Below are 17,492 nucleotides of genomic sequence, written 5' to 3'. Positions count from 1 at the left end.
AGGCGCGGCAGACGCCGCCGCGGCACGGCAGCGAAGGCCTTGGTATAGTTCGCCGGTTTCGATCCCAGAGGAGGGAAGCATGCGTATCCGTTTCCGTATTCAAGCCGGCCTGCTGGCGGTCGCCCTAGTCAGCCAGCTGAGCGCCTGCGGCACCATCATCTACCCCGACCGCCGAGGACAGATCGAGGGCAAGATCGACCCGGTGGTGGCCGGCCTGGACGCGATCGGCATTCTCTTTCTAGTCATTCCCGGGCTGATCGCCTTCGGCGTCGACTTCGCCAGCGGCGCCATCTACCTGCCGCACGGCCGCTACACGGTGGCGCCGGAGACCCTGCAGCAGAGCATCGACGCCGACGGCAACCTGGACCTGCAACGGCTCAAGGCGCTGATCGAGGAGCGGACCGGGCACAGCCTGCCGCTGGACGACCCGCGCCTGATCCGCCACAACGGCAGCCCGCAGCAGCTCGCCGCCTACGGCCTGCCGCCGGCGGCCTGATCGCCGGCCGGGCGCCCGTGCGGAAAGCGCGGCGCCCGGCGAAACCGCCCCGCTTCGCTGTTATGATGGCGCATTCAGCTTCCTAGACGATCCGAACCCATGCCCACTCGCCCCGATCATGCCCGCCTGATGCGCCTGGCCACCGCCGCCGCGCTGGTGGTGGCCCTCAGCCTGGCCCTGTCGAAAGCCGTCGCCTGGTGGCTCAGCGGCTCGGTCAGCCTGCTCGCCGGCCTGACCGACTCCCTGCTGGACGGCGCCGCCTCCCTGATCAACCTGCTGGCCGTGCACTATTCGCTGCGGCCGGCGGACGAGGACCACCGCTACGGCCACGGCAAGGCCGAGGCCCTGGCCGGACTGGGCCAGGCCGTGTTCATCAGCGTCAGCGCCATCCTCGTCGGCGTGCAAGGCGTCGACCGCCTGCTCCACCCCCAGCCGCTGGGCGCACAGGCACTGGGCATCGCGGTGATCCTCGGCTCGCTGGTGGCGACCGGCCTGCTGCTGCTGTTCCAGCGCCATGTGGTGCGGGTGACCGGCTCCACGGCGATCCGCGCCGACTCGTTGCACTACCGCTCGGACATTCTGCTCAACAGCAGCATCCTGATCGCCCTGGTGGTGGCCAACTTCGGTTTCGGCCGGCTGGATGCGCTGTTCGGCATCGCCATCTCCGGCTACATCCTCTGGAGCGCCCTGCAGATCGGCCGCGAGTCGGTGTCGGTGCTGATGGACGAGGAGCTGTCGGAGGACCTGCGCCAGCGCATTGAGGAGCTGGCCCTGACCGTGCCGCAGGTACTGGATGTGCACGACCTGCGCACCCGGGTTTCCGGCACCCACTGGTTCATCCAGCTGCACGTGAGCCTGCCGGGCGGGATGTCGCTGATCGAGGCGCACGACCATGCGGAAGCGGTGGAAGCGGCGATCCGCAAGGAATACCCACGGGCCGAGGTGCTGGTGCACACCGACCCGCTGGAGGTCCTGAAGGCGCGGGCCGAATGAGAAAAGGGAGGCATGTGCCTCCCTTTTTTTCTGGTCCCCTGGCGGCGATCGTGTCGCCGTCTCGCCGCATGCCTGGTTGGGCGCTGCGTACCCGGGTGCCGACGCGATCGGGTGGGATCGGCGGCGCCGGCGGCCTGGTCGGGCGTGCCGGTCGGATGGTGCCGGGCGGTGAATTGGAGAAAAGAATACGCCGGAGGCGGCGGAGAAAGATTGCGAAACACTCTCGTGCAGGCCGCTCTTGCACAATTTCCTGCCGGAAACGCATGATATCGCGCAATTTTTCAGGGAAGTCCCACGCATGAACAAGCTCGATCGTTACGATCTGCGGATCCTTGCCGAACTGCAGCACGACGCACGTCTGTCCAACCAGGAACTGGCCGAACGCATCGGCCTCTCGCCCTCGCCCTGCTCGCGGCGGGTCAAGCAGCTGGAGGACGACGGCTACATCCTCCGCCAGGTCGCCCTGCTGGACCGCAAGAAGCTCGGCCTGACCCTCACCGCCTATGTCCTGATCGGCATGGACCGCCACACCCCGGAGCGCTTCGAGCACTTCCAGGAAGTCATCGGCCGCTGCCCCGAGGTGTTGGAATGCAGCCTGATCACCGGGATGGACGCCGACTACCAGCTCAAGGTGGTGGTCCCTGACATGGACCATTACCAGCAGTTCCTGCTCGGCACCCTGACCCGCATCGAAGGGGTCTCCAGCGTGCGTTCGAGCTTCGTCCTGCGCCAGGTGCAGTCGAGCACCGAGCTGCCCCTGGAGCATCTGCGCAGCTGAGACGGAGCTCACCCTTTGGCGGCTCACAAATGGTGCGCATCACGTATAATGCCCGCCGCCTTGCTGTGCCCTCACGTGGTTCCTCCGATGCGCCCCGCGCCCGATAACAAACAACTCCCCACGGCTGTCATGGCAGTCATCGGCTGCCGTTGAAGGCCGCCGCTGATCGAATCCGAGCTCCGCGACCGCCCCGGGAAACGGCCATGCCGTGCCCGTGCCGCCCCGCGACCGGCCGATGCGCCGGCCGAGCTCGTTTCCAACCCGCTGCAACCACAGGAGATGAGATGGATCCGGAAGTATTCGAAGAATGGATGATGACCGGCCTGATTACCGGCCTGGTGCTGTTCATGGCGTTCATCGTCTGGGACCTCGCGAAGAAATCCCATGCCGGACGCTTCGGCACCATGGTTCTGTTCCTCGCCCTCGGCCTGGGCGTGCTCGGCTTCGTCATCAAGACGCTGGTCATCGGCAGCCTGGAAGGGCTGCAAGTAATACCCTAGGAATCTTTCAATTTCGTTGCCGTACGCCCGCCGGGGCGTCCGGCGAGCCAGTCCATCTGCCCGGGAGAGAACATGAACGCAGCCGACCGCGTCATGCAAAGTTATGGAAGATGTTGCGCAAGTTCCGATTTTTTCGATGATTTCTACCAGAACTTCCTCGCCTCCTCGCCCCAGATTCGCGAGAAGTTCGCCAATACCGACATGACGGCGCAGAAGCAGCTGCTCCGACAGGGAATCCTCAATCTGGTGCTCTACGCCCGCGGCATGCCCGACACCAAGCTGCGCGCCCTCGGCTGCAGCCATGCGCGGGACGCCCTGGACATCCGTCCGGAGCTCTACGAGCTCTGGCTCGACTCCCTGCTGCGCACCATCCGCATCCACGACAGGGCCTGGGACGAGCAGACCGGGGTGGCCTGGCGCGAAGTTCTGACCAAGGGCATCAACCTGATCAAGTCCTACTACTAACTAGTCGTAGTTGGACCGCTCCCGCCGGCGCCTCACAGCTGCGCCGGCACCTCCCGCCACTGCCCCGGCGCCAGCCCGTCCAAGCTCCAGGGACCGATCCGCACCCGCACCAGCCGCAGCGTGGGCAGGCCGACCGCGGCGGTCATGCGCCGCACCTGGCGGTTGCGCCCCTCGCGGATGATCAGCTCCAGCCAGGCCGTCGGCACCGTCTTGCGAAAGCGCACCGGCGGATCGCGCGGCCACAGGCCGGGCTCCGCCAGCAGACGGGCCTCGGCCGGCAGGGTCGGGCCGTCGTTGAGCTCCACGCCCCGACGCAGACGTTCGAGCTGCTCCTCGTCCGGCTCGCCCTCCACCTGCACCCAATAGGTCTTGGCCAGCTTGTGCTTCGGATCGGCGATGCGCGCCTGCAGGCGACCGTCGTTGGTCAGCAGCAGCAGGCCCTCGCTGTCCCGGTCGAGGCGCCCGGCCGGGTAGACGCCGGGAATCGGCACGAAGTCCTTGAGGGTCGCCCGGCCCTCCCCGTCGCTGAACTGGGTGAGCACGTCGAAGGGCTTGTTGAACAGGATCAGCCGCGGCTGCGCGGGCGGCGCCTTGGGCACGCGGCGGGCCGGAGCCGGGCCGGCGGGACGACGGGAGACGGGACGGGGCGGACGGGCCATCGGCAGGGATTCGTCGGACGGGAGGGGCGCCCATCCTAGGGGCGCCCCGCCGCCCCCGCAAGAGCCTGACCGAGCGGACAACTTTTGCCCCGAAAGGGCGCATGCACCCCCGCCTGGCCCCCTGCCGGCCGCACCGCTGCGGTGCGGGCTCCGTCATGAGGCTTTTCGCCACCTTTCGCCCAGCCCCCGGAAATCCGGCGCTCCAGAGCACTTGGCACAGAAGCTGCGATGCTCCGGAGCAAAAACGCACCGTCAAGGAGCCCATGCCATGAGACGCCGCCCTCTTCTGAAGTCCACCCTCGCCGCCAGCGCCCTGCTGCTCGGCGGCCTGTTCCCCTTCGGCCTGCAGGCGGCGGACACCATCAAGGTCGGCATCCTCCATTCGCTGTCCGGGACCATGGCCATCTCCGAGACCTCGCTGAAGGACATGGCGCTGATGACCATCGACGAGATCAACGCCAAGGGCGGGGTCAACGGTAGACAGTTGGAGCCGGTGGTGGTCGACCCCGCCTCCAACTGGCCGCTGTTCGCCGAGAAGGCTCGCCAGCTGCTGACCCAGGACAAGGTCGCGGCGGTCTTCGGCTGCTGGACCAGCGTCTCGCGCAAATCGGTGCTGCCGGTGTTCGAGGAGCTCGACGGCCTGCTGTTCTACCCGGTGCAGTACGAGGGCGAGGAGCTGTCGCCGAACGTCTTCTATACCGGCGCGGCGCCCAACCAGCAGGCCATCCCGGCCGTCGAGTACCTGATGAGCGAGAACGGAGGCGGCGCCCGGCGCTTCTTCCTGCTCGGCACCGACTACGTCTACCCGCGCACCACCAACAAGATCCTGCGGGCCTTCCTGATCGCCAAGGGCGTGCCGGAATCCGCCATCGAGGAGGTCTACACGCCCTTCGGCCACAGCGACTACCAGACCATCGTGGCCGACATCAAGAAGTTCGCCGCCGGCGGCAAGACCGCGGTGATCTCCACCATCAACGGCGACTCCAACGTGCCCTTCTACAAGGAGCTGGCCAACCAGGGCCTGAACGCCACCGAGGTGCCGGTGGTGGCCTTCTCGGTGGGCGAGGAGGAGCTGCGCGGCATCGACACCAAACCGCTGGTCGGCCACCTGGCGGCCTGGAACTACTTCCAGTCGGTGCTGAACCCGGTCAACCAGCAGTTCGTCGCCAGGTGGCGGGCCTACGCCAAGGCCAAGGGCCTGCCGAACGCCGACCGGGCGGTGACCAACGACCCGATGGAGGCCACCTACGTCGGCATCCACCTGTGGGCGCAGGCGGTCGAGAAGGCCGGCAGCACCGATGTAGACAAGGTCCGCGAGGCCATGGCCGGGCAGTCCTTCGACGCCCCCAGCGGCTACACCCTGACTATGGACAAGACCAACCACCACCTGCACAAGCCGGTGATGATCGGCGAGATCCAGGAGGACGGCCAGTTCTCGGTGGTCTGGGAAAGCCAGACGCCGATCCGCGCCCAGCCGTGGAGCCCGTACCTCCCCGGCAACCAGGGCAAGCCGGAGTACGCGGTCAAGAGCCACTGACGACGCCGAACCGGGTCGCCGCGGTGGACGAATCCAGCTCCGCCCGACGACCGCCGCCTCCTCCGCCGGGAGAGGAAACCGGCACCTTCCGGGAATCCGAACGATGAGAACCGCCCTCCGCCAACTCTGCCTGCTCGCCCTGCTGGCCCTGCCCCTGGCAGCCCGCGCCGGGGACGCGGGCGACTACGCCGCGGCCGACCCGGCCGGACAGGCCCGCCTGCTGCAGGCCTGGGCCGCCGCCCCGGACCCTGCGCGCCTGGCGCTGCTCGAAGCCCTGCAGCAGGGCCGCGTCGCGGTCGACGGTGACGGCCGGCCCTTCCTCGCCGAGGGCGACGCCTGGCGCGGCCTGGAGAACGCCGCCGCCCCCGTCGGCCCAGCGCGCCCGCTGCGCCTGAACAACCGTCTGCGCGGCCTGCTCAATGGCGCCCTGGCCAGCCACCGGCTGCTCGCCGCGGACCCGGCCGTGCGCCTGGCCGCCGCCCAGCAGCTGCAGCGCGGCGTCCAGCCGGAACAGGGGCCGCTGCTGGAACGGTGCCTGGCCGAGGAGCGCGACGAAGCGGTGCGCGAAGCCCTGCAGCAGGCCCAGGCCAACCTGCAACTGACCGCCCCCGACCCGGCGCTACGGCTGGCCGCCGTGCGCCGGCTGGGCGACAGCGGCGCGCCGGAGGCCAAGGCGCGCCTGGCCGCCCTGCTCGCCCCCGCCGCGGAGCCGGACGCCGCAGTGCGCACCGCCGCCGCCACCGGCCTGGCCCAGGTCGAACGCCGGCTGAAGATGGGCGAACTGCTCGGCCAGGCCTTCGGCGGCTTGTCCCTGGGCTCGATTCTGCTGCTCGCCGCCCTGGGGCTGGCCATCACCTTCGGCCTGCTCGGGGTGATCAACATGGCCCACGGCGAGATGCTGATGCTCGGCGCCTACTGCACCTACGGCGTGCAACTGCTGTTCCGCAAGCTGGCGCCGGACGCCCTGGCCTTCTACCCGCTGGCCGCCCTGCCGGTGGCCTTCCTGGTCACCGCGGCGGTCGGCATGGCCCTCGAACGCACGGTGATCCGCCATCTCTACGGCCGCCCGCTGGAGACCCTGCTGGCCACCTGGGGCATCAGCCTGATCCTGATCCAGCTGGTACGCCTGCTGTTCGGCGCGCAGAACGTCGAGGTGGCCAACCCGGCCTGGCTCTCCGGCGGTCTGCAGGTGCTGCCCAACCTGGTGCTGCCCTACAACCGCCTGGCGATCGTCGGCTTCGCCCTGTTCGTGGTGCTGCTCGTCTGGCTTCTGCTGAACCGCACCCGGCTCGGCCTGAACGTGCGCGCGGTGACCCAGAACCGGAGCATGGCCGCCTGCTGCGGCGTGCCCACCGGCCGGGTGGACATGCTCGCCTTCGGCCTCGGCTCGGGCATCGCCGGGCTCGGCGGCGTGGCCCTCTCGCAGATCGGCAACGTCGGCCCGGACCTCGGCCAGAGCTACATCATCGACTCCTTCCTGGTGGTGGTGCTGGGCGGGGTCGGCCAGTTGGCCGGCAGCGTCTTCGCCGCCTTCGGCCTGGGGATCGCCAACAAGGTCCTGGAGCCGGCGATCGGCGCCGTGCTGGGCAAGATCCTGATCCTGGGGCTGATCATCCTGTTCATCCAGAAACGTCCGCAGGGCCTGTTCGCCCTCAAGGGGAGGGTCATCGATTGAACCAGCCGCTCGCCATCCGGCTCGCCCAGAAGGCCGGCCCGAAACCTGCCGCCGTCGCCCTCGGTGCGCTGCTCGCGGCGCTCGCCGCCCTGCCGCTGCTGCACCTGCTGCCGGCGGACCACGCCCTGCACGTCTCGGCCTACGGCCTGACCCTGGTCGGCAAGATCCTCTGCTACGCCGTAGTCGCACTGGCCCTGGACCTGGTCTGGGGCTATGCGGGGCTGCTGTCCCTCGGCCACGGCCTGTTCTTCGCCCTCGGCGGCTACGCCATGGGCATGTACCTGATGCGCCAGAGCGCGAGCGACGGCCTGCCGGCGTTCATGGGCTTCCTCGCCTGGAACGAGCTGCCCTGGTACTGGTATGGCAGCGACCACTTCCTCTGGGCCCTGTGCCTGGTGGTGCTGGCGCCGGGCCTGCTGGCTCTGGCGTTCGGCTGGTTCGCCTTCCGCTCGCGGATCAGGGGCGTGTACTTCTCGATCATGACCCAGGCCCTGACCTACGCCGGCATGCTGCTGTTCTTCCGCAACGAGACCGGCTTCGGCGGCAACAACGGCTTCACCGGCTTCACGCGCATCCTGGGCCAGGACATCACAGCCCCGGCCACCCGCGCCCTGCTCTTTCTCGCCACGCTGCTGCTTTTGGCCGGCAGCCTGTGGCTCGGCTGGCGGCTGGCGCAGAGCAAGTTCGGCCGGGTGCTGGCCGCCCTGCGCGACGCCGAGAACCGCCTGATGTTCTGCGGCTACGACCCGCGCGGCTACAAGCTGTTCGTCTGGGTGCTGTCGGCGGTGCTCTGCGGCCTGGCCGGCGCGCTCTATGTGCCCCAGGTGGGCATCATCAACCCCAGCGAGATGGCGCCGACCCAGTCCATCGAGGCCGCCGTCTGGGTCGCCCTCGGCGGCCGCGGCACCCTGCTCGGCCCGCTGCTCGGCGCCGGCCTGGTCAACGGCATGAAGAGCGTCTTCACCGTGGCCTTTCCCGAGTACTGGCTGTTCTGCCTCGGCGCCCTGTTCATCCTCGTCACCCTCTACCTGCCCAAGGGCGTGATCGGTCTGCTGCAACGGCGAGGTGAAGCATGAACGCCCATACGGCCCGCGAACCCCTGCCGGCCGGCAGCCGCAACGCCATCGGCCTCGGCCGCACCGCCGCCCCCGGCCTGGACGTGCGCCACGGCACCCTCCTCAGCCTGGAGGGCATCCACGTCAGCTTCGACGGCTTCCGCGCGCTGACCGACCTCAGCCTGTACCTTGGCGTCGGTGAGCTGCGCTGTATCATCGGCCCCAACGGCGCCGGCAAGACCACCCTGATGGACGTGATCACCGGCAAGACCCGCCCGGACGCGGGCAGCGCCTTCTTCGGCGAGACGCTGGACCTTGCGCGGATGAGCGAATGCGAGATCGCCCGGGCCGGGATCGGCCGCAAGTTCCAGAAGCCCACGGTGTTCGAGGCGCTGTCGGTGTTCGAGAACCTGGAGCTGGCGCAGAAGGCCGACAAGGGCGTGTGGGCCAGCCTGCGTGCGCGGCTGTCCGGCGAGCAGCGGGAGCGCATCGAGGAAACGATGATCACCGTCGGCCTGGAGGACGACTGCCACCGACCGGCCGGGCTGCTGTCCCATGGTCAGAAGCAGTTCCTCGAGATCGGTATGCTGCTGATGCAGGACCCGCAGCTGCTGCTGCTCGACGAGCCGGTGGCGGGCATGAGCGACGCCGAGACCGAGTTCACCGCCGAGCTGTTCCGCGGCCTGGCCCGCCGGCACTCGCTGATGGTGGTCGAACACGACATGGGCTTCGTCGAGACCATCGCCGACCGGGTCACGGTGCTACACCAGGGCCGGGTGCTGGCCGAAGGCTCGCTGGCCCAGGTGCAGGCGGACGAGCGGGTGATCGAGGTCTATCTGGGGCGTTGAGGCGGGCCATCCACCGGACACAGGCGACAAGGACAGACAGATGCTGCAGGTCAGCGAGCTTCACCAGTACTACGGCGGCAGCCACATCCTCCGCGGCCTGTCCTTCGAGGCCAGGGTCGGCGAGGTCACCTGCCTGCTCGGACGCAACGGCGTGGGCAAGACCACCCTGCTCAGGTGCCTGATGGGCCTGCTCCCGGCCCGCCAAGGGGCGGTGAGCTGGGAAGGTGCGCCGATCACCGCGCTCAAGCCGCACCAGCGGGTGCGCGCCGGCATCGCCTACGTGCCCCAGGGCCGCGAGATCTTCCCGCGCCTCTCGGTGGAGGAGAACCTGCTGATGGGCCTGTCCCGCTTTCCCGCCCGGGAGGCGAAGGCCGTACCGCCCTTCGTCTACGAACTCTTCCCGGTCCTGCAGGAGATGAAGCAGCGCCGCGGCGGCGACCTCTCCGGCGGCCAGCAGCAGCAACTGGCCATCGGCCGCGCCCTGGCCAGCCGCCCGCGCCTGCTGATCCTCGACGAACCCACCGAAGGCATCCAGCCCTCGGTGATTAAGGAGATCGGCGCAGTGATCCGCCGCCTCGCGGCCCGGGGCGACATGGCCATCCTGCTGGTCGAGCAGTTCTACGACTTCGCCGCCGAGCTGGCCGACCGCTATCTGGTGATGAGCCGCGGCGAGATCGTCCAGCGCGGCCGCGGCGCGGACATGGAAGCCGAAGGCGTGCGCGCGCTGGTGGCGATATGACCGTGGTGCAGAGCGCCTTCGCCCCGACCTGGCACGCCGAACTGGACCTCGCCTACGCCCGCGACGGCGCCGCCACCCGCCCGGTGCGCCGGCGCCATGCCGGCCCCCTGCGGGTGCTGAAGCACCTGTATGCCGAAGGCCCAGAGGTCTGCCAGCACATCCTCGTGCATCCGCCGGGCGGCATCGCCGGCGGCGACCGCCTGGACATCCGCGCGGAGGTCGGCGCCGGCGCGTGGGCCCAGCTGACCAGCCCCGGCGCCGCCAAGTGGTACCGCGCCGCCGGCCCGGCCAGCCAGAATCTGGAGCTGCGCGTCGCGTCCGGCGCCACCCTGGAATGGCTGCCCCAGGAAACCATCGTCTATTCCGCCGCCCGGGCCGAACTGGCCACCCGCATCGAGCTGCACGGCGACGCCCGGCTGTTCTACTGGGACATGGTCGCCCTCGGCCGCCCGGCCAGCGGCGAGCGCTTCGACGCCGGCCACTTCCGCGCCGCCCTGGACATCCGCCGCGACGGCCGCCTGCTCTGGCACGAACGCCAGCGCGTGGAGGGCGGCGACGGCCTGCTCGACTCGCCGATCGGCCTGGACGGCCGGCCGGTGTTCGCCACCCTGATCGCCAGCGGCGAGATCGACGCCGACCTGCTGGAGCGCTGCCGCGACCTCCCCGGCCGGGTGCGCGGCGACCTGACCCAGCTGCCCGGCCTGCTGGTCGGCCGTTGTCTGGCCATGGAGGCGCTGCACGCCCGTGCCTGGCTGATCGAACTCTGGCGTCTGCTGCGCCCCGCCCTGCTCGGGCGCGCCGCCGTTCCCCCCCGCATCTGGAGTACCTGATGGACCTCACCCCCCGCGAGAAAGACAAGCTGCTGATTTTCACCGCCGGCCTGGTCGCCGAGCGCCGCCTGGCCCGGGGCCTGAAGCTCAACCACCCGGAGGCCGTGGCCTACATTTCCGCCGCCCTGCTCGAGGGCGCCCGCGACGGCCGCACGGTGGCCGAACTGATGCACTACGGCACCACGCTGCTGAGCCGCGAGCAGGTGATGGAGGGCGTGCCGGAGATGATCCCGGAGATCCAGATCGAAGCCACCTTTCCCGACGGAACCAAGCTGGTCACCGTGCATCAACCGATTCCCTGAATTGACGAGAAATGGCCATGCAAATCCGCGATGCCGCCGATGCCGATCTCCCGGGCATCCTGCAGATCTACAACGATGCCGTACTGCACGGCACCGCCATCTGGAACGACGCCCCGGTGGATCTGGACAACCGCCGCGCCTGGCTGGCCGAGCGCCAGAGCCAGGGCTTCCCGGTGCTGGTGGCGGTGGACGCCCAGGAGCGGGTGCTCGGCTACGCCACCTACGGCTCCTGGCGCCCCCACGACGGCTTCCGCCACACGGTGGAGCACTCGGTCTACGTGCGTGACGACCAGCGCGGCGCCGGCATCGGCCAGGCGCTGATGCGCCGGCTGATCGAGCGCGCCCGCCAGGCCGGCAAGCACGCCATGGTCGGCGCCATCGAGAGCGAGAACCGTGCCTCCGTCCACATGCACCAGCAGCTCGGCTTCATCCACGTCGGCCAGATGCGCCAGGTGGGCTGCAAGTTCGGCCGCTGGCTCGACCTCACCTACATGCAACTGATCCTCACCCCGGAGCGCAAGACACCATGATCCCCGGCGAATACCAGATCCGGGACGGCGAGATCGAGCTGAACGCCGGCCGCCGCACCCTGACCCTGAGCGTGGCCAACAGCGGCGACCGGCCGATCCAGGTCGGCTCCCACTACCACTTCTTCGAGACCAACGACGCCCTGCTGTTCGACCGCGCCCAGACCCGCGGCATGCGCCTGAACATCCCCGCCGGCACCGCCGTGCGCTTCGAGCCGGGACAGAGCCGCGAGGTCGAGCTGGTCGAGCTGGCCGGCCACCGCCGGGTGTTCGGCTTCGCCGGCCGGGTGATGGGCGAGCTCTGACCCGAACCTATTCGTAGGGTGGAAAACGCCGCAGGCTTTTCCGCCGTGACCAGGATCGGTGGATGGCTTCGGCCATCCACCCTGCGCGAGACGATACCGATGAAGATTTCCCGACAAGCCTACGCCGACATGTTCGGCCCCACCGTCGGCGACCGCGTGCGCCTGGCCGACACCGACCTGTGGATCGAGGTGGAGCGGGACTTCACCACCTACGGCGAGGAAGTGAAGTTCGGCGGCGGCAAGGTGATCCGCGACGGCATGGGCCAGGGCCAGCTGTGCTCCGCCGACGTGGTCGACACCCTGATCACCAACGCCCTGATCCTCGACCACTGGGGCATCGTCAAGGCCGACGTGGGCCTCAAGGACGGGCGCATCGCCGCCATCGGCAAGGCCGGCAACCCGGACATCCAGCCGGACGTGACCATCGCCGTCGGCGCCGCCACCGAGATCATCGCCGGCGAGGGCCTGATCCTCACCGCCGGCGGCATCGACAGCCACATCCACTTCATCTGCCCGCAGCAGATCGAGGAGGCGCTGATGAGCGGCGTCACCACCATGATCGGCGGCGGCACCGGACCTGCCACCGGCACCAACGCCACCACGGTCACCCCCGGCCCCTGGCACATCGCCCGCATGCTGCAGGCCGCCGACGCCTTCCCGATGAACATCGGCTTCACCGGCAAGGGCAACGCCTCGCTGCCCGATCCGCTGATCGAGCAGATCGAGGCCGGCGTCATCGGCCTCAAGCTGCACGAGGACTGGGGCACCACCCCGGCGGCCATCGACAACTGCCTGACGGTCGCCGACCAGTACGACGTGCAGGTGGCGATCCACACCGACACCCTCAACGAGTCCGGCTTCGTCGAGACCACACTCGCCGCCTTCAAGGGCCGCACCATCCACACCTACCACACCGAAGGCGCCGGCGGCGGTCACGCCCCGGACATCATCCGGGCCTGCGCCTTCGCCAACGTGCTGCCCAGCTCGACCAACCCGACCCGGCCGTTCACCCGCAACACCATCGACGAGCACCTGGACATGCTGATGGTTTGCCATCACCTCGACCCGAGCATCGCCGAGGACGTGGCCTTCGCCGAGTCGCGCATCCGCCGCGAGACCATCGCCGCCGAGGACATCCTCCACGACCTCGGCGCCTTCTCGATGATCTCCTCGGACAGCCAGGCCATGGGCCGGGTCGGCGAGGTGATCGTCCGCACCTGGCAGACCGCCGACAAGATGAAGAAGCAGCGCGGCCCGCTGCCCGAGGACGGCGCCGGCAACGACAACTTCCGCGCCAAGCGCTACATCGCCAAGTACACCATCAACCCGGCGATCACCCACGGCATCAGCCACGAGGTGGGCTCCGTCGAGGTGGGCAAGTGGGCCGACCTGGTGCTCTGGCGCCCGGCCTTCTTCGGCGTGAAGCCCTCGCTGATCCTCAAGGGCGGGGCCATCGCCGCCAGCCTGATGGGCGACGCCAACGCCTCCATCCCCACCCCGCAGCCGGTGCACTACCGGCCGATGTTCGCCAGCTACGGCGGCAGCCGCCACGCCACCAGCCTGACCTTCGTCAGCCAGGCGGCACTGGCTGCCGGGGTGCCGGAGAAGCTGGGCCTGAAGAAGCGTATCGCCGTGGCGAAGAACTGCCGCGAGCTGAAGAAGCAGGACCTGATCCACAACGGCGCGACGCCCGACATCGAGGTCGACCCGCAGAACTACCAGGTCAGGGCCGATGGCCAGCTGCTCTGGTGCGAGCCGGCCGAGGTGCTGCCGATGGCGCAGCGCTATTTCCTCTTCTGAAACAGCGCCCGCCGTGGTGGGGAAGCCGCCGCGGCCTCAGCGCAGCTGGCTGTCCTTGCTGCCCCGCCGGTTGTAGCCGCTGAACGCCGCCTGCTGCTTGTCGCGCTCGCTCTGGCAGGCGATGCACAGCCGCACGCCCGCCAGCGCCTCGCGGCGGGCCTGGGGGATCGGCTCGCCGCACTCCTCGCAATGGCTCAGGCTCTCGCCCGTGGTCAGCTGGCTGCGCGCCCGCTGCACGGCATCCTCGATGCTGCTCTCGATCTGCTCCTGTACCGCGCCGTCGCTGGTCCAGCCTCCGGCCATGATCGACCTCCCGCTCAAACGTCATGCTCAGTGGATAATCGCCGAAGCGCTCTCGCCTCGACCAAAGAAAACTTAGCAAGGATCGGACCTTCTCCCGCTATTCGGCAGCCGGTCGGAAAGGGCCACCACTTCCTTGCGGATGCTCGTCGAAAGTTTGTGAAAATTTCGTTAAAAAGTTAGACTTCCGTCCCAGCCCGATCCCCCAAGCGTCGAACCGGGCTCGGAAGCGTTCCGCTTTCGCGATGCAGCGGACCGGGAATTCCCGCTCGCTGCGCATCGACCATCACCGCTCGAGAGGAAGCATGAGTTTCTTCAATGCCCGTCTGTCGTGGGCCCCGAACCAGCCGGTCGCCAACCCCACGCGCGGCCGTCCGGCCGAACCGCCGGTACCGCAGATCGTCCCCGTGGTCCTCGATGCCCGCCCCGGCGCGCCCCAGGCGCCCGCCGTACGCATCTTCCTCGGCACCCAGCCGGAGCAGTACCGCGCCGAGCGGATCTTCTTCTACTCCCTGCAGCGGGTGCGCGACCCCGAGCGGCGCTACGAGGTCTATCGCATGACCGGCCTGCCCGGCTTCAGGCAGCGCGGCTGGCGTACCCGCTTCACCAACTACCGCTTCGCCATTCCCTATCTCGCCGGCTGCCACGGCAAGGCGATCTACACCGACGTCGACCAGATCTTCACCGCCGACCCCGCCGAGCTGTTCGATCAGCCCATGCGGGAACACGGCTACCTGGCGCTGTCGCCCCAGGACACCGCGGTGATGCTGCTCGACTGCGAGCGCATGGCCCGCTGCTGGACCTTCGCCAAGGCCTGCCGTAAGAGCAAGAAGGCCCTCTGCGCCGAGGCCGCCGCCGAGCCGGGACGCTGGGGCGCCCTCGATCCGGCCTGGCACGCCCGGGACCTGGAGTACCGCCACGGCCGGTCCAAGCTGCTGCACTACACGGCGCTGCACCTGCAGCCATGGCGGCCGACGCCCGGCCAGTACTCCTACCACATCAACCCGAACGCCGAGCATTTCCTCAGTCTGGAGCAGGCCGCCGACGCCGAGGGCTACGAGATCTACAGCGCCGTACAGCCGACCCCCGGCTTCGCCGCGGCCTGCGCGCCGCAGGCGGAAAAGGCCGCGGTTCTGGCCGAGGCCGTCTGCCTGCAGGCCCGCGGGCTCGGCGCCGAGAGCCTGGCCCTGCTCGGTCCCTGGCACGAGCCGGAGAACCCCGAGCTGGACCTGGTCCGCTGGCATCCCGAGCAGCTCCGGAGCGACGGACTGGCGCCGCAGGATGCGGTCGCCGCCTGCGGCCTGGAGCGCCTGCCGGTGGAGGATCTGCCCTGGGTGCTGGAGCGGCTGTTCCGTCTCTCCCGGCGCACGGTGTTCGTCAAGGCCGAGCTGGGCCCGCAGGGCTCGATGATCGGCAGCCCGGACGGCTGGCGGGCCCTGCTGCGGCGCATCGCCCTGCGCTACCCGGGACACAGCTGGCAGCTCGACTGCCGCGACCGGGAAGGCAAGCTCCTGATCTACCGGGCCGACTACGCCCGGCGCCGCGAGGATGAGCGGCTGCAGCCGCGGGTCTGGGTGCTGGCAGGCAAGCATCCCGGCGACAACGCCCAGCTGCTGCAGGCCGCCGATTCCCTGGGCTGGCCCTACGAGATCAAACCCTTCGGCACCCGCGTCAGGCAGCTCAGCGCGCCCTGGCCGGATCTGGTGCTGAGCGCCGGCAAGCGCACGGCGTCGCTGTCGCGGGCGATCCGCCAGCGCTCCAGCGGGTTTAGCCGTCTGGTGGTGCTGGGCCGGCCCTGCGCGCCGCTGTCGCAGTTCGACCTGGTGGTGACGACCCCGCAATACGGCCTGCCGCTGCGCGACAACGTGGTCGACCTGCCGGCGCCCTTCGTCACCCAGCGCCAGCCCGAATCCCGCGAGCTGGCGGCCTGGAAGCAGCGCTTCGCCCATCTGCCGCGGCCCTGGATCGCCCTGCTGGTGGGCGGCACCAGCGAGTCCTATCGGCTGGACGCCGCCGCGGCCGAGCAGCTGGGCCTGCAGGCCAGCGCCGCGGCCAAGGCCCGCGGCGGCTCGCTGCTGGTCACCACCAGTCCGCGCACCAGCGAGGCGGCGTCCGATGCGTTGCTGGCCGCCATCGACGTGCCGGTCTGGGGCTACAGCTTCAGCAGCGGCGAGGACAATCCCTACCGCGTGCTGCTGGAACTGGCCGACGCCTTCATCGTCACCGGGGAAAGCATCTCCATGCTGACCGAGGCGAGCCTGACCGGCCGGCCGGTGGCCCTCTACCCCCTGCCGGTGCGCCGCCCTCTGCCGTTCAAGCTGCTCCACGCCGTGGAGAAGCGCCTGGGGGTCGTCGACCGGGCCGCGGGCAGCCGCGGCGTACCGCGCCAGCAGCACATCCTCGGCCGGCTGTACGACCGGGTGATCGAGGCCGGCTGGTTCAACCGCGAGCGGCGCATGGAGGAGGTGCACCTGGCCCTCGGCGTGTCCGCCCTGCCGGAAGGGCTGGATCGGCTACCCGAGCTTTCGCCCGAGCTGCTCGCCTCCTCCCGCGCCCGCGCCCTGCGGGAGATCCGCTCGGTGCTGACGGCCGAACGGCTGATCGCCACCCTCTGAGCCCTGTGCCGCGCCCGCCCCGTCCGCCGGGGCCGGCGCGGCCTGCCGCCGCTGCACCCAGACCGACAGCAGCCCGCTGCCGATGACGATGGCCATGCCCAGCAGGGCGCCGGCGTCCGGCACGTGGTCGAAGGCAACGAAGCCGACCAGCGCGGCGCAGACGATCTGGGCATTGGTGAAGGGCGCCAGGGTGGCCGCGGTGGCGAAGCGATAGGCATGGCTCAGCAGCAGGTGGCCGAACATGGCGATGCCGCCCAGCACGGCGATCATCCAGGCGTCGTAGCCGACCGGAACGGTCCAGAAGAACGGCACCAGCAGGCTCATCAGCAGGCTGCCCACCAGGCTGGTGAGGAAGTTGCTGGTGATCGGATCGTCGGTGCCGCTGAGGCGCCGGGTGAGCAGCTGGTAGACGGCGAAGCAGAAGGCGGCGCACAGCGGCAGCAGGGCCGCCGGGGTGGCCAGCTCTCCGCCCGGCCGCACGATCACCAGCACGCCGAGCAGGCCGCAGAACAGGACCAGCCACTGCCCGGGGCTGATCCGTTCCTTGAGCACGGTCGCCGACAGGGCGGTGACGAACAGCGGCGCGAGGAACAGCACCGCGGTGGCCTCGCCCAGGGGCATGAAGCGCAGCCCCGACATGAACAGCAGGCTGATCCCGACCAGGCTCAGCCCGCGCGCCAGCTGCAGCCGCGGGCGCCGGGTACGGACCAGGCCCAGCCCCCGGCGCGGGCCGAACAGCAGCAGCATCAGCACGCTCTGCGACAGGTAGCGGGCCCAGACCACCATGATCAGCGGATAGAGCTGGGACAGGTGCTTGGAGATGGCGTCGTGACAGGACAGCACCAGGCAGGCGCCGAGGATCAACAGAATGCCGCAGAACGGACGGTTGGAATCGCTGGTCAAGAAGCCCCCGGAGCCCGAACAGGAAAGACCGACTAAGTTACTCCCAAACGCCTCCTTCCGGCAGGGTCGGCGGGCGCTCGTCCGAAACCGGCACTCCGTTCCGGGAAAATCGACGGAAGGTCATTCTGACGTGTACGGAAACAGTATGCTGAGGGGCTTCCGCGG

At 69.5% G+C, this 17,492-nt stretch carries 19 protein-coding genes; 16 read left to right on the top strand and 3 right to left on the bottom strand.

The genetic code is table 11. The features are described from left to right. The first annotated feature begins 79 nt into the window (after positions 1-79). From ACFOJE_RS00320 to ACFOJE_RS00300, 5 genes are all read left to right on the top strand, one after another. Positions 80-496: a polyribonucleotide nucleotidyltransferase gene (locus ACFOJE_RS00320; RefSeq protein ID WP_377812230.1), complete on the top strand. Its 417-nt coding sequence runs from the start codon at positions 80-82 to the stop codon at positions 494-496. Positions 497-595: 99 nt separating this feature from the next. Then, the gene (locus ACFOJE_RS00315) at positions 596-1,489 is read left to right on the top strand and encodes a cation diffusion facilitator family transporter (RefSeq protein WP_377812229.1); all 894 of its coding nucleotides are present in this window, start codon (positions 596-598) and stop codon (positions 1,487-1,489) included. Positions 1,490-1,787: 298 nt separating this feature from the next. Beyond that, complete coding sequence (locus tag ACFOJE_RS00310; protein ID WP_377812228.1) at positions 1,788-2,267, top strand: Lrp/AsnC family transcriptional regulator; 480 nt, start codon at positions 1,788-1,790, stop codon at positions 2,265-2,267. A 284-nt stretch (positions 2,268-2,551) separates the two neighbouring features. Further along, on the top strand, positions 2,552-2,767 hold the full coding sequence (locus ACFOJE_RS00305; RefSeq protein WP_377812227.1) for a DUF2788 domain-containing protein: 216 nt from the start codon (positions 2,552-2,554) through the stop codon (positions 2,765-2,767). 72 nt (positions 2,768-2,839) lie between these two features. Next, positions 2,840-3,232, top strand: coding sequence for a globin (locus ACFOJE_RS00300; protein WP_377812226.1), 393 nt, complete (start codon positions 2,840-2,842; stop codon positions 3,230-3,232). Positions 3,233-3,264: 32 nt separating this feature from the next. Here ACFOJE_RS00300 and ACFOJE_RS00295 read toward each other — a convergent pair whose 3' ends face one another. After that, positions 3,265-3,891, bottom strand: coding sequence for a pseudouridine synthase (locus tag ACFOJE_RS00295; RefSeq protein ID WP_377812225.1), 627 nt, complete (start codon positions 3,889-3,891; stop codon positions 3,265-3,267). Positions 3,892-4,159: 268 nt separating this feature from the next. Here ACFOJE_RS00295 and urtA point away from each other — a divergent pair, with 268 nt between their 5' ends. From urtA to ureC, 10 genes are all read left to right on the top strand, one after another. Then, positions 4,160-5,428 (top strand): urea ABC transporter substrate-binding protein, encoded by a 1,269-nt coding sequence (urtA, locus tag ACFOJE_RS00290; protein ID WP_377812224.1) that lies wholly within the window; start codon positions 4,160-4,162, stop codon positions 5,426-5,428. Positions 5,429-5,531: 103 nt separating this feature from the next. Continuing rightward, positions 5,532-7,103 (top strand): urea ABC transporter permease subunit UrtB, encoded by a 1,572-nt coding sequence (gene urtB / locus ACFOJE_RS00285; protein ID WP_377812223.1) that lies wholly within the window; start codon positions 5,532-5,534, stop codon positions 7,101-7,103. Then, positions 7,100-8,179, top strand: a complete 1,080-nt coding sequence (urtC, locus tag ACFOJE_RS00280) for an urea ABC transporter permease subunit UrtC (RefSeq protein WP_377812222.1) — start codon at positions 7,100-7,102, stop codon at positions 8,177-8,179. Before urtB ends, urtC begins: the two co-directional genes overlap by 4 nt. Then, a complete protein-coding gene (gene urtD, locus ACFOJE_RS00275; RefSeq protein WP_377812221.1) occupies positions 8,176-9,006 on the top strand; it encodes an urea ABC transporter ATP-binding protein UrtD in 831 nt (276 codons plus the stop codon). Before urtC ends, urtD begins: the two co-directional genes overlap by 4 nt. Positions 9,007-9,046: 40 nt before the next feature. Further along, the gene (gene urtE, locus ACFOJE_RS00270; protein WP_377812220.1) at positions 9,047-9,745 is read left to right on the top strand and encodes an urea ABC transporter ATP-binding subunit UrtE; all 699 of its coding nucleotides are present in this window, start codon (positions 9,047-9,049) and stop codon (positions 9,743-9,745) included. Beyond that, positions 9,742-10,575: an urease accessory protein UreD gene (locus ACFOJE_RS00265; RefSeq protein ID WP_377812219.1), complete on the top strand. Its 834-nt coding sequence runs from the start codon at positions 9,742-9,744 to the stop codon at positions 10,573-10,575. Before urtE ends, ACFOJE_RS00265 begins: the two co-directional genes overlap by 4 nt. Continuing rightward, complete coding sequence (locus ACFOJE_RS00260; RefSeq protein WP_377812218.1) at positions 10,575-10,877, top strand: urease subunit gamma; 303 nt, start codon at positions 10,575-10,577, stop codon at positions 10,875-10,877. Before ACFOJE_RS00265 ends, ACFOJE_RS00260 begins: the two co-directional genes overlap by 1 nt. A 17-nt stretch (positions 10,878-10,894) precedes the next feature. Then, positions 10,895-11,407, top strand: coding sequence for a GNAT family N-acetyltransferase (locus ACFOJE_RS00255; protein ID WP_377812217.1), 513 nt, complete (start codon positions 10,895-10,897; stop codon positions 11,405-11,407). Further along, complete coding sequence (locus ACFOJE_RS00250) at positions 11,404-11,709, top strand: urease subunit beta (RefSeq protein WP_377812216.1); 306 nt, start codon at positions 11,404-11,406, stop codon at positions 11,707-11,709. Before ACFOJE_RS00255 ends, ACFOJE_RS00250 begins: the two co-directional genes overlap by 4 nt. Positions 11,710-11,808: 99 nt before the next feature. Continuing rightward, on the top strand, positions 11,809-13,509 hold the full coding sequence (gene ureC / locus ACFOJE_RS00245) for an urease subunit alpha (protein WP_377812215.1): 1,701 nt from the start codon (positions 11,809-11,811) through the stop codon (positions 13,507-13,509). A gap of 36 nt (positions 13,510-13,545) precedes the next feature. Here ureC and ACFOJE_RS00240 read toward each other — a convergent pair whose 3' ends face one another. Then, entirely contained in the window at positions 13,546-13,812 is a 267-nt protein-coding gene (locus ACFOJE_RS00240; protein WP_377812214.1) for a DksA/TraR family C4-type zinc finger protein, read from the bottom strand. 302 nt (positions 13,813-14,114) lie between these two features. Here ACFOJE_RS00240 and ACFOJE_RS00235 point away from each other — a divergent pair, with 302 nt between their 5' ends. Further along, positions 14,115-16,424 carry an ELM1/GtrOC1 family putative glycosyltransferase gene (locus tag ACFOJE_RS00235; protein WP_377812213.1) on the top strand — a complete coding sequence of 770 codons (2,310 nt, stop codon included), beginning with the start codon at positions 14,115-14,117 and terminating at the stop codon, positions 16,422-16,424. On the opposite strand, the gene ACFOJE_RS00230 is transcribed toward ACFOJE_RS00235, so the two are convergent. Further along, on the bottom strand, positions 16,323-17,327 hold the full coding sequence (locus ACFOJE_RS00230; RefSeq protein ID WP_377812212.1) for a DMT family transporter: 1,005 nt from the start codon (positions 17,325-17,327) through the stop codon (positions 16,323-16,325). The genes ACFOJE_RS00235 and ACFOJE_RS00230 overlap by 102 nt on opposite strands. Positions 17,328-17,492: the final 165 nt, after the last annotated feature.

Origin of the sequence: Azotobacter bryophylli (assembly GCF_042643485.1) — a bacterium.
In the GTDB taxonomy this organism is placed as follows: Bacteria; Pseudomonadota; Gammaproteobacteria; order Pseudomonadales; family Pseudomonadaceae; genus Azotobacter; species Azotobacter bryophylli.
Note: the sequence above shows the minus strand (reverse complement) of the source record. Positions and strands in the feature narration are given on the sequence as shown.

What these genes read in the sequence shown, in the direction of transcription:
- ACFOJE_RS00320 (WP_377812230.1), top strand. Translation starts at nt 80, where the DNA reads ATGCGTATCCGTTTCCGTATTCAAGCCGGCCTGCTGGCGGTCGCCCTA.
- ACFOJE_RS00315 (WP_377812229.1), top strand. Translation starts at nt 596, where the DNA reads ATGCCCACTCGCCCCGATCATGCCCGCCTGATGCGCCTGGCCACCGCC.
- ACFOJE_RS00310 (WP_377812228.1), top strand. Translation starts at nt 1,788, where the DNA reads ATGAACAAGCTCGATCGTTACGATCTGCGGATCCTTGCCGAACTGCAG.
- ACFOJE_RS00305 (WP_377812227.1), top strand. Translation starts at nt 2,552, where the DNA reads ATGGATCCGGAAGTATTCGAAGAATGGATGATGACCGGCCTGATTACC.
- ACFOJE_RS00300 (WP_377812226.1), top strand. Translation starts at nt 2,840, where the DNA reads ATGAACGCAGCCGACCGCGTCATGCAAAGTTATGGAAGATGTTGCGCA.
- ACFOJE_RS00295 (WP_377812225.1), bottom strand. Translation starts at nt 3,891, where the DNA reads ATGGCCCGTCCGCCCCGTCCCGTCTCCCGTCGTCCCGCCGGCCCGGCT.
- urtA (WP_377812224.1), top strand. Translation starts at nt 4,160, where the DNA reads ATGAGACGCCGCCCTCTTCTGAAGTCCACCCTCGCCGCCAGCGCCCTG.
- urtB (WP_377812223.1), top strand. Translation starts at nt 5,532, where the DNA reads ATGAGAACCGCCCTCCGCCAACTCTGCCTGCTCGCCCTGCTGGCCCTG.
- urtD (WP_377812221.1), top strand. Translation starts at nt 8,176, where the DNA reads ATGAACGCCCATACGGCCCGCGAACCCCTGCCGGCCGGCAGCCGCAAC.
- urtE (WP_377812220.1), top strand. Translation starts at nt 9,047, where the DNA reads ATGCTGCAGGTCAGCGAGCTTCACCAGTACTACGGCGGCAGCCACATC.
- ACFOJE_RS00265 (WP_377812219.1), top strand. Translation starts at nt 9,742, where the DNA reads ATGACCGTGGTGCAGAGCGCCTTCGCCCCGACCTGGCACGCCGAACTG.
- ACFOJE_RS00260 (WP_377812218.1), top strand. Translation starts at nt 10,575, where the DNA reads ATGGACCTCACCCCCCGCGAGAAAGACAAGCTGCTGATTTTCACCGCC.
- ACFOJE_RS00255 (WP_377812217.1), top strand. Translation starts at nt 10,895, where the DNA reads ATGCAAATCCGCGATGCCGCCGATGCCGATCTCCCGGGCATCCTGCAG.
- ACFOJE_RS00250 (WP_377812216.1), top strand. Translation starts at nt 11,404, where the DNA reads ATGATCCCCGGCGAATACCAGATCCGGGACGGCGAGATCGAGCTGAAC.
- ureC (WP_377812215.1), top strand. Translation starts at nt 11,809, where the DNA reads ATGAAGATTTCCCGACAAGCCTACGCCGACATGTTCGGCCCCACCGTC.
- ACFOJE_RS00240 (WP_377812214.1), bottom strand. Translation starts at nt 13,812, where the DNA reads ATGGCCGGAGGCTGGACCAGCGACGGCGCGGTACAGGAGCAGATCGAG.
- ACFOJE_RS00235 (WP_377812213.1), top strand. Translation starts at nt 14,115, where the DNA reads ATGAGTTTCTTCAATGCCCGTCTGTCGTGGGCCCCGAACCAGCCGGTC.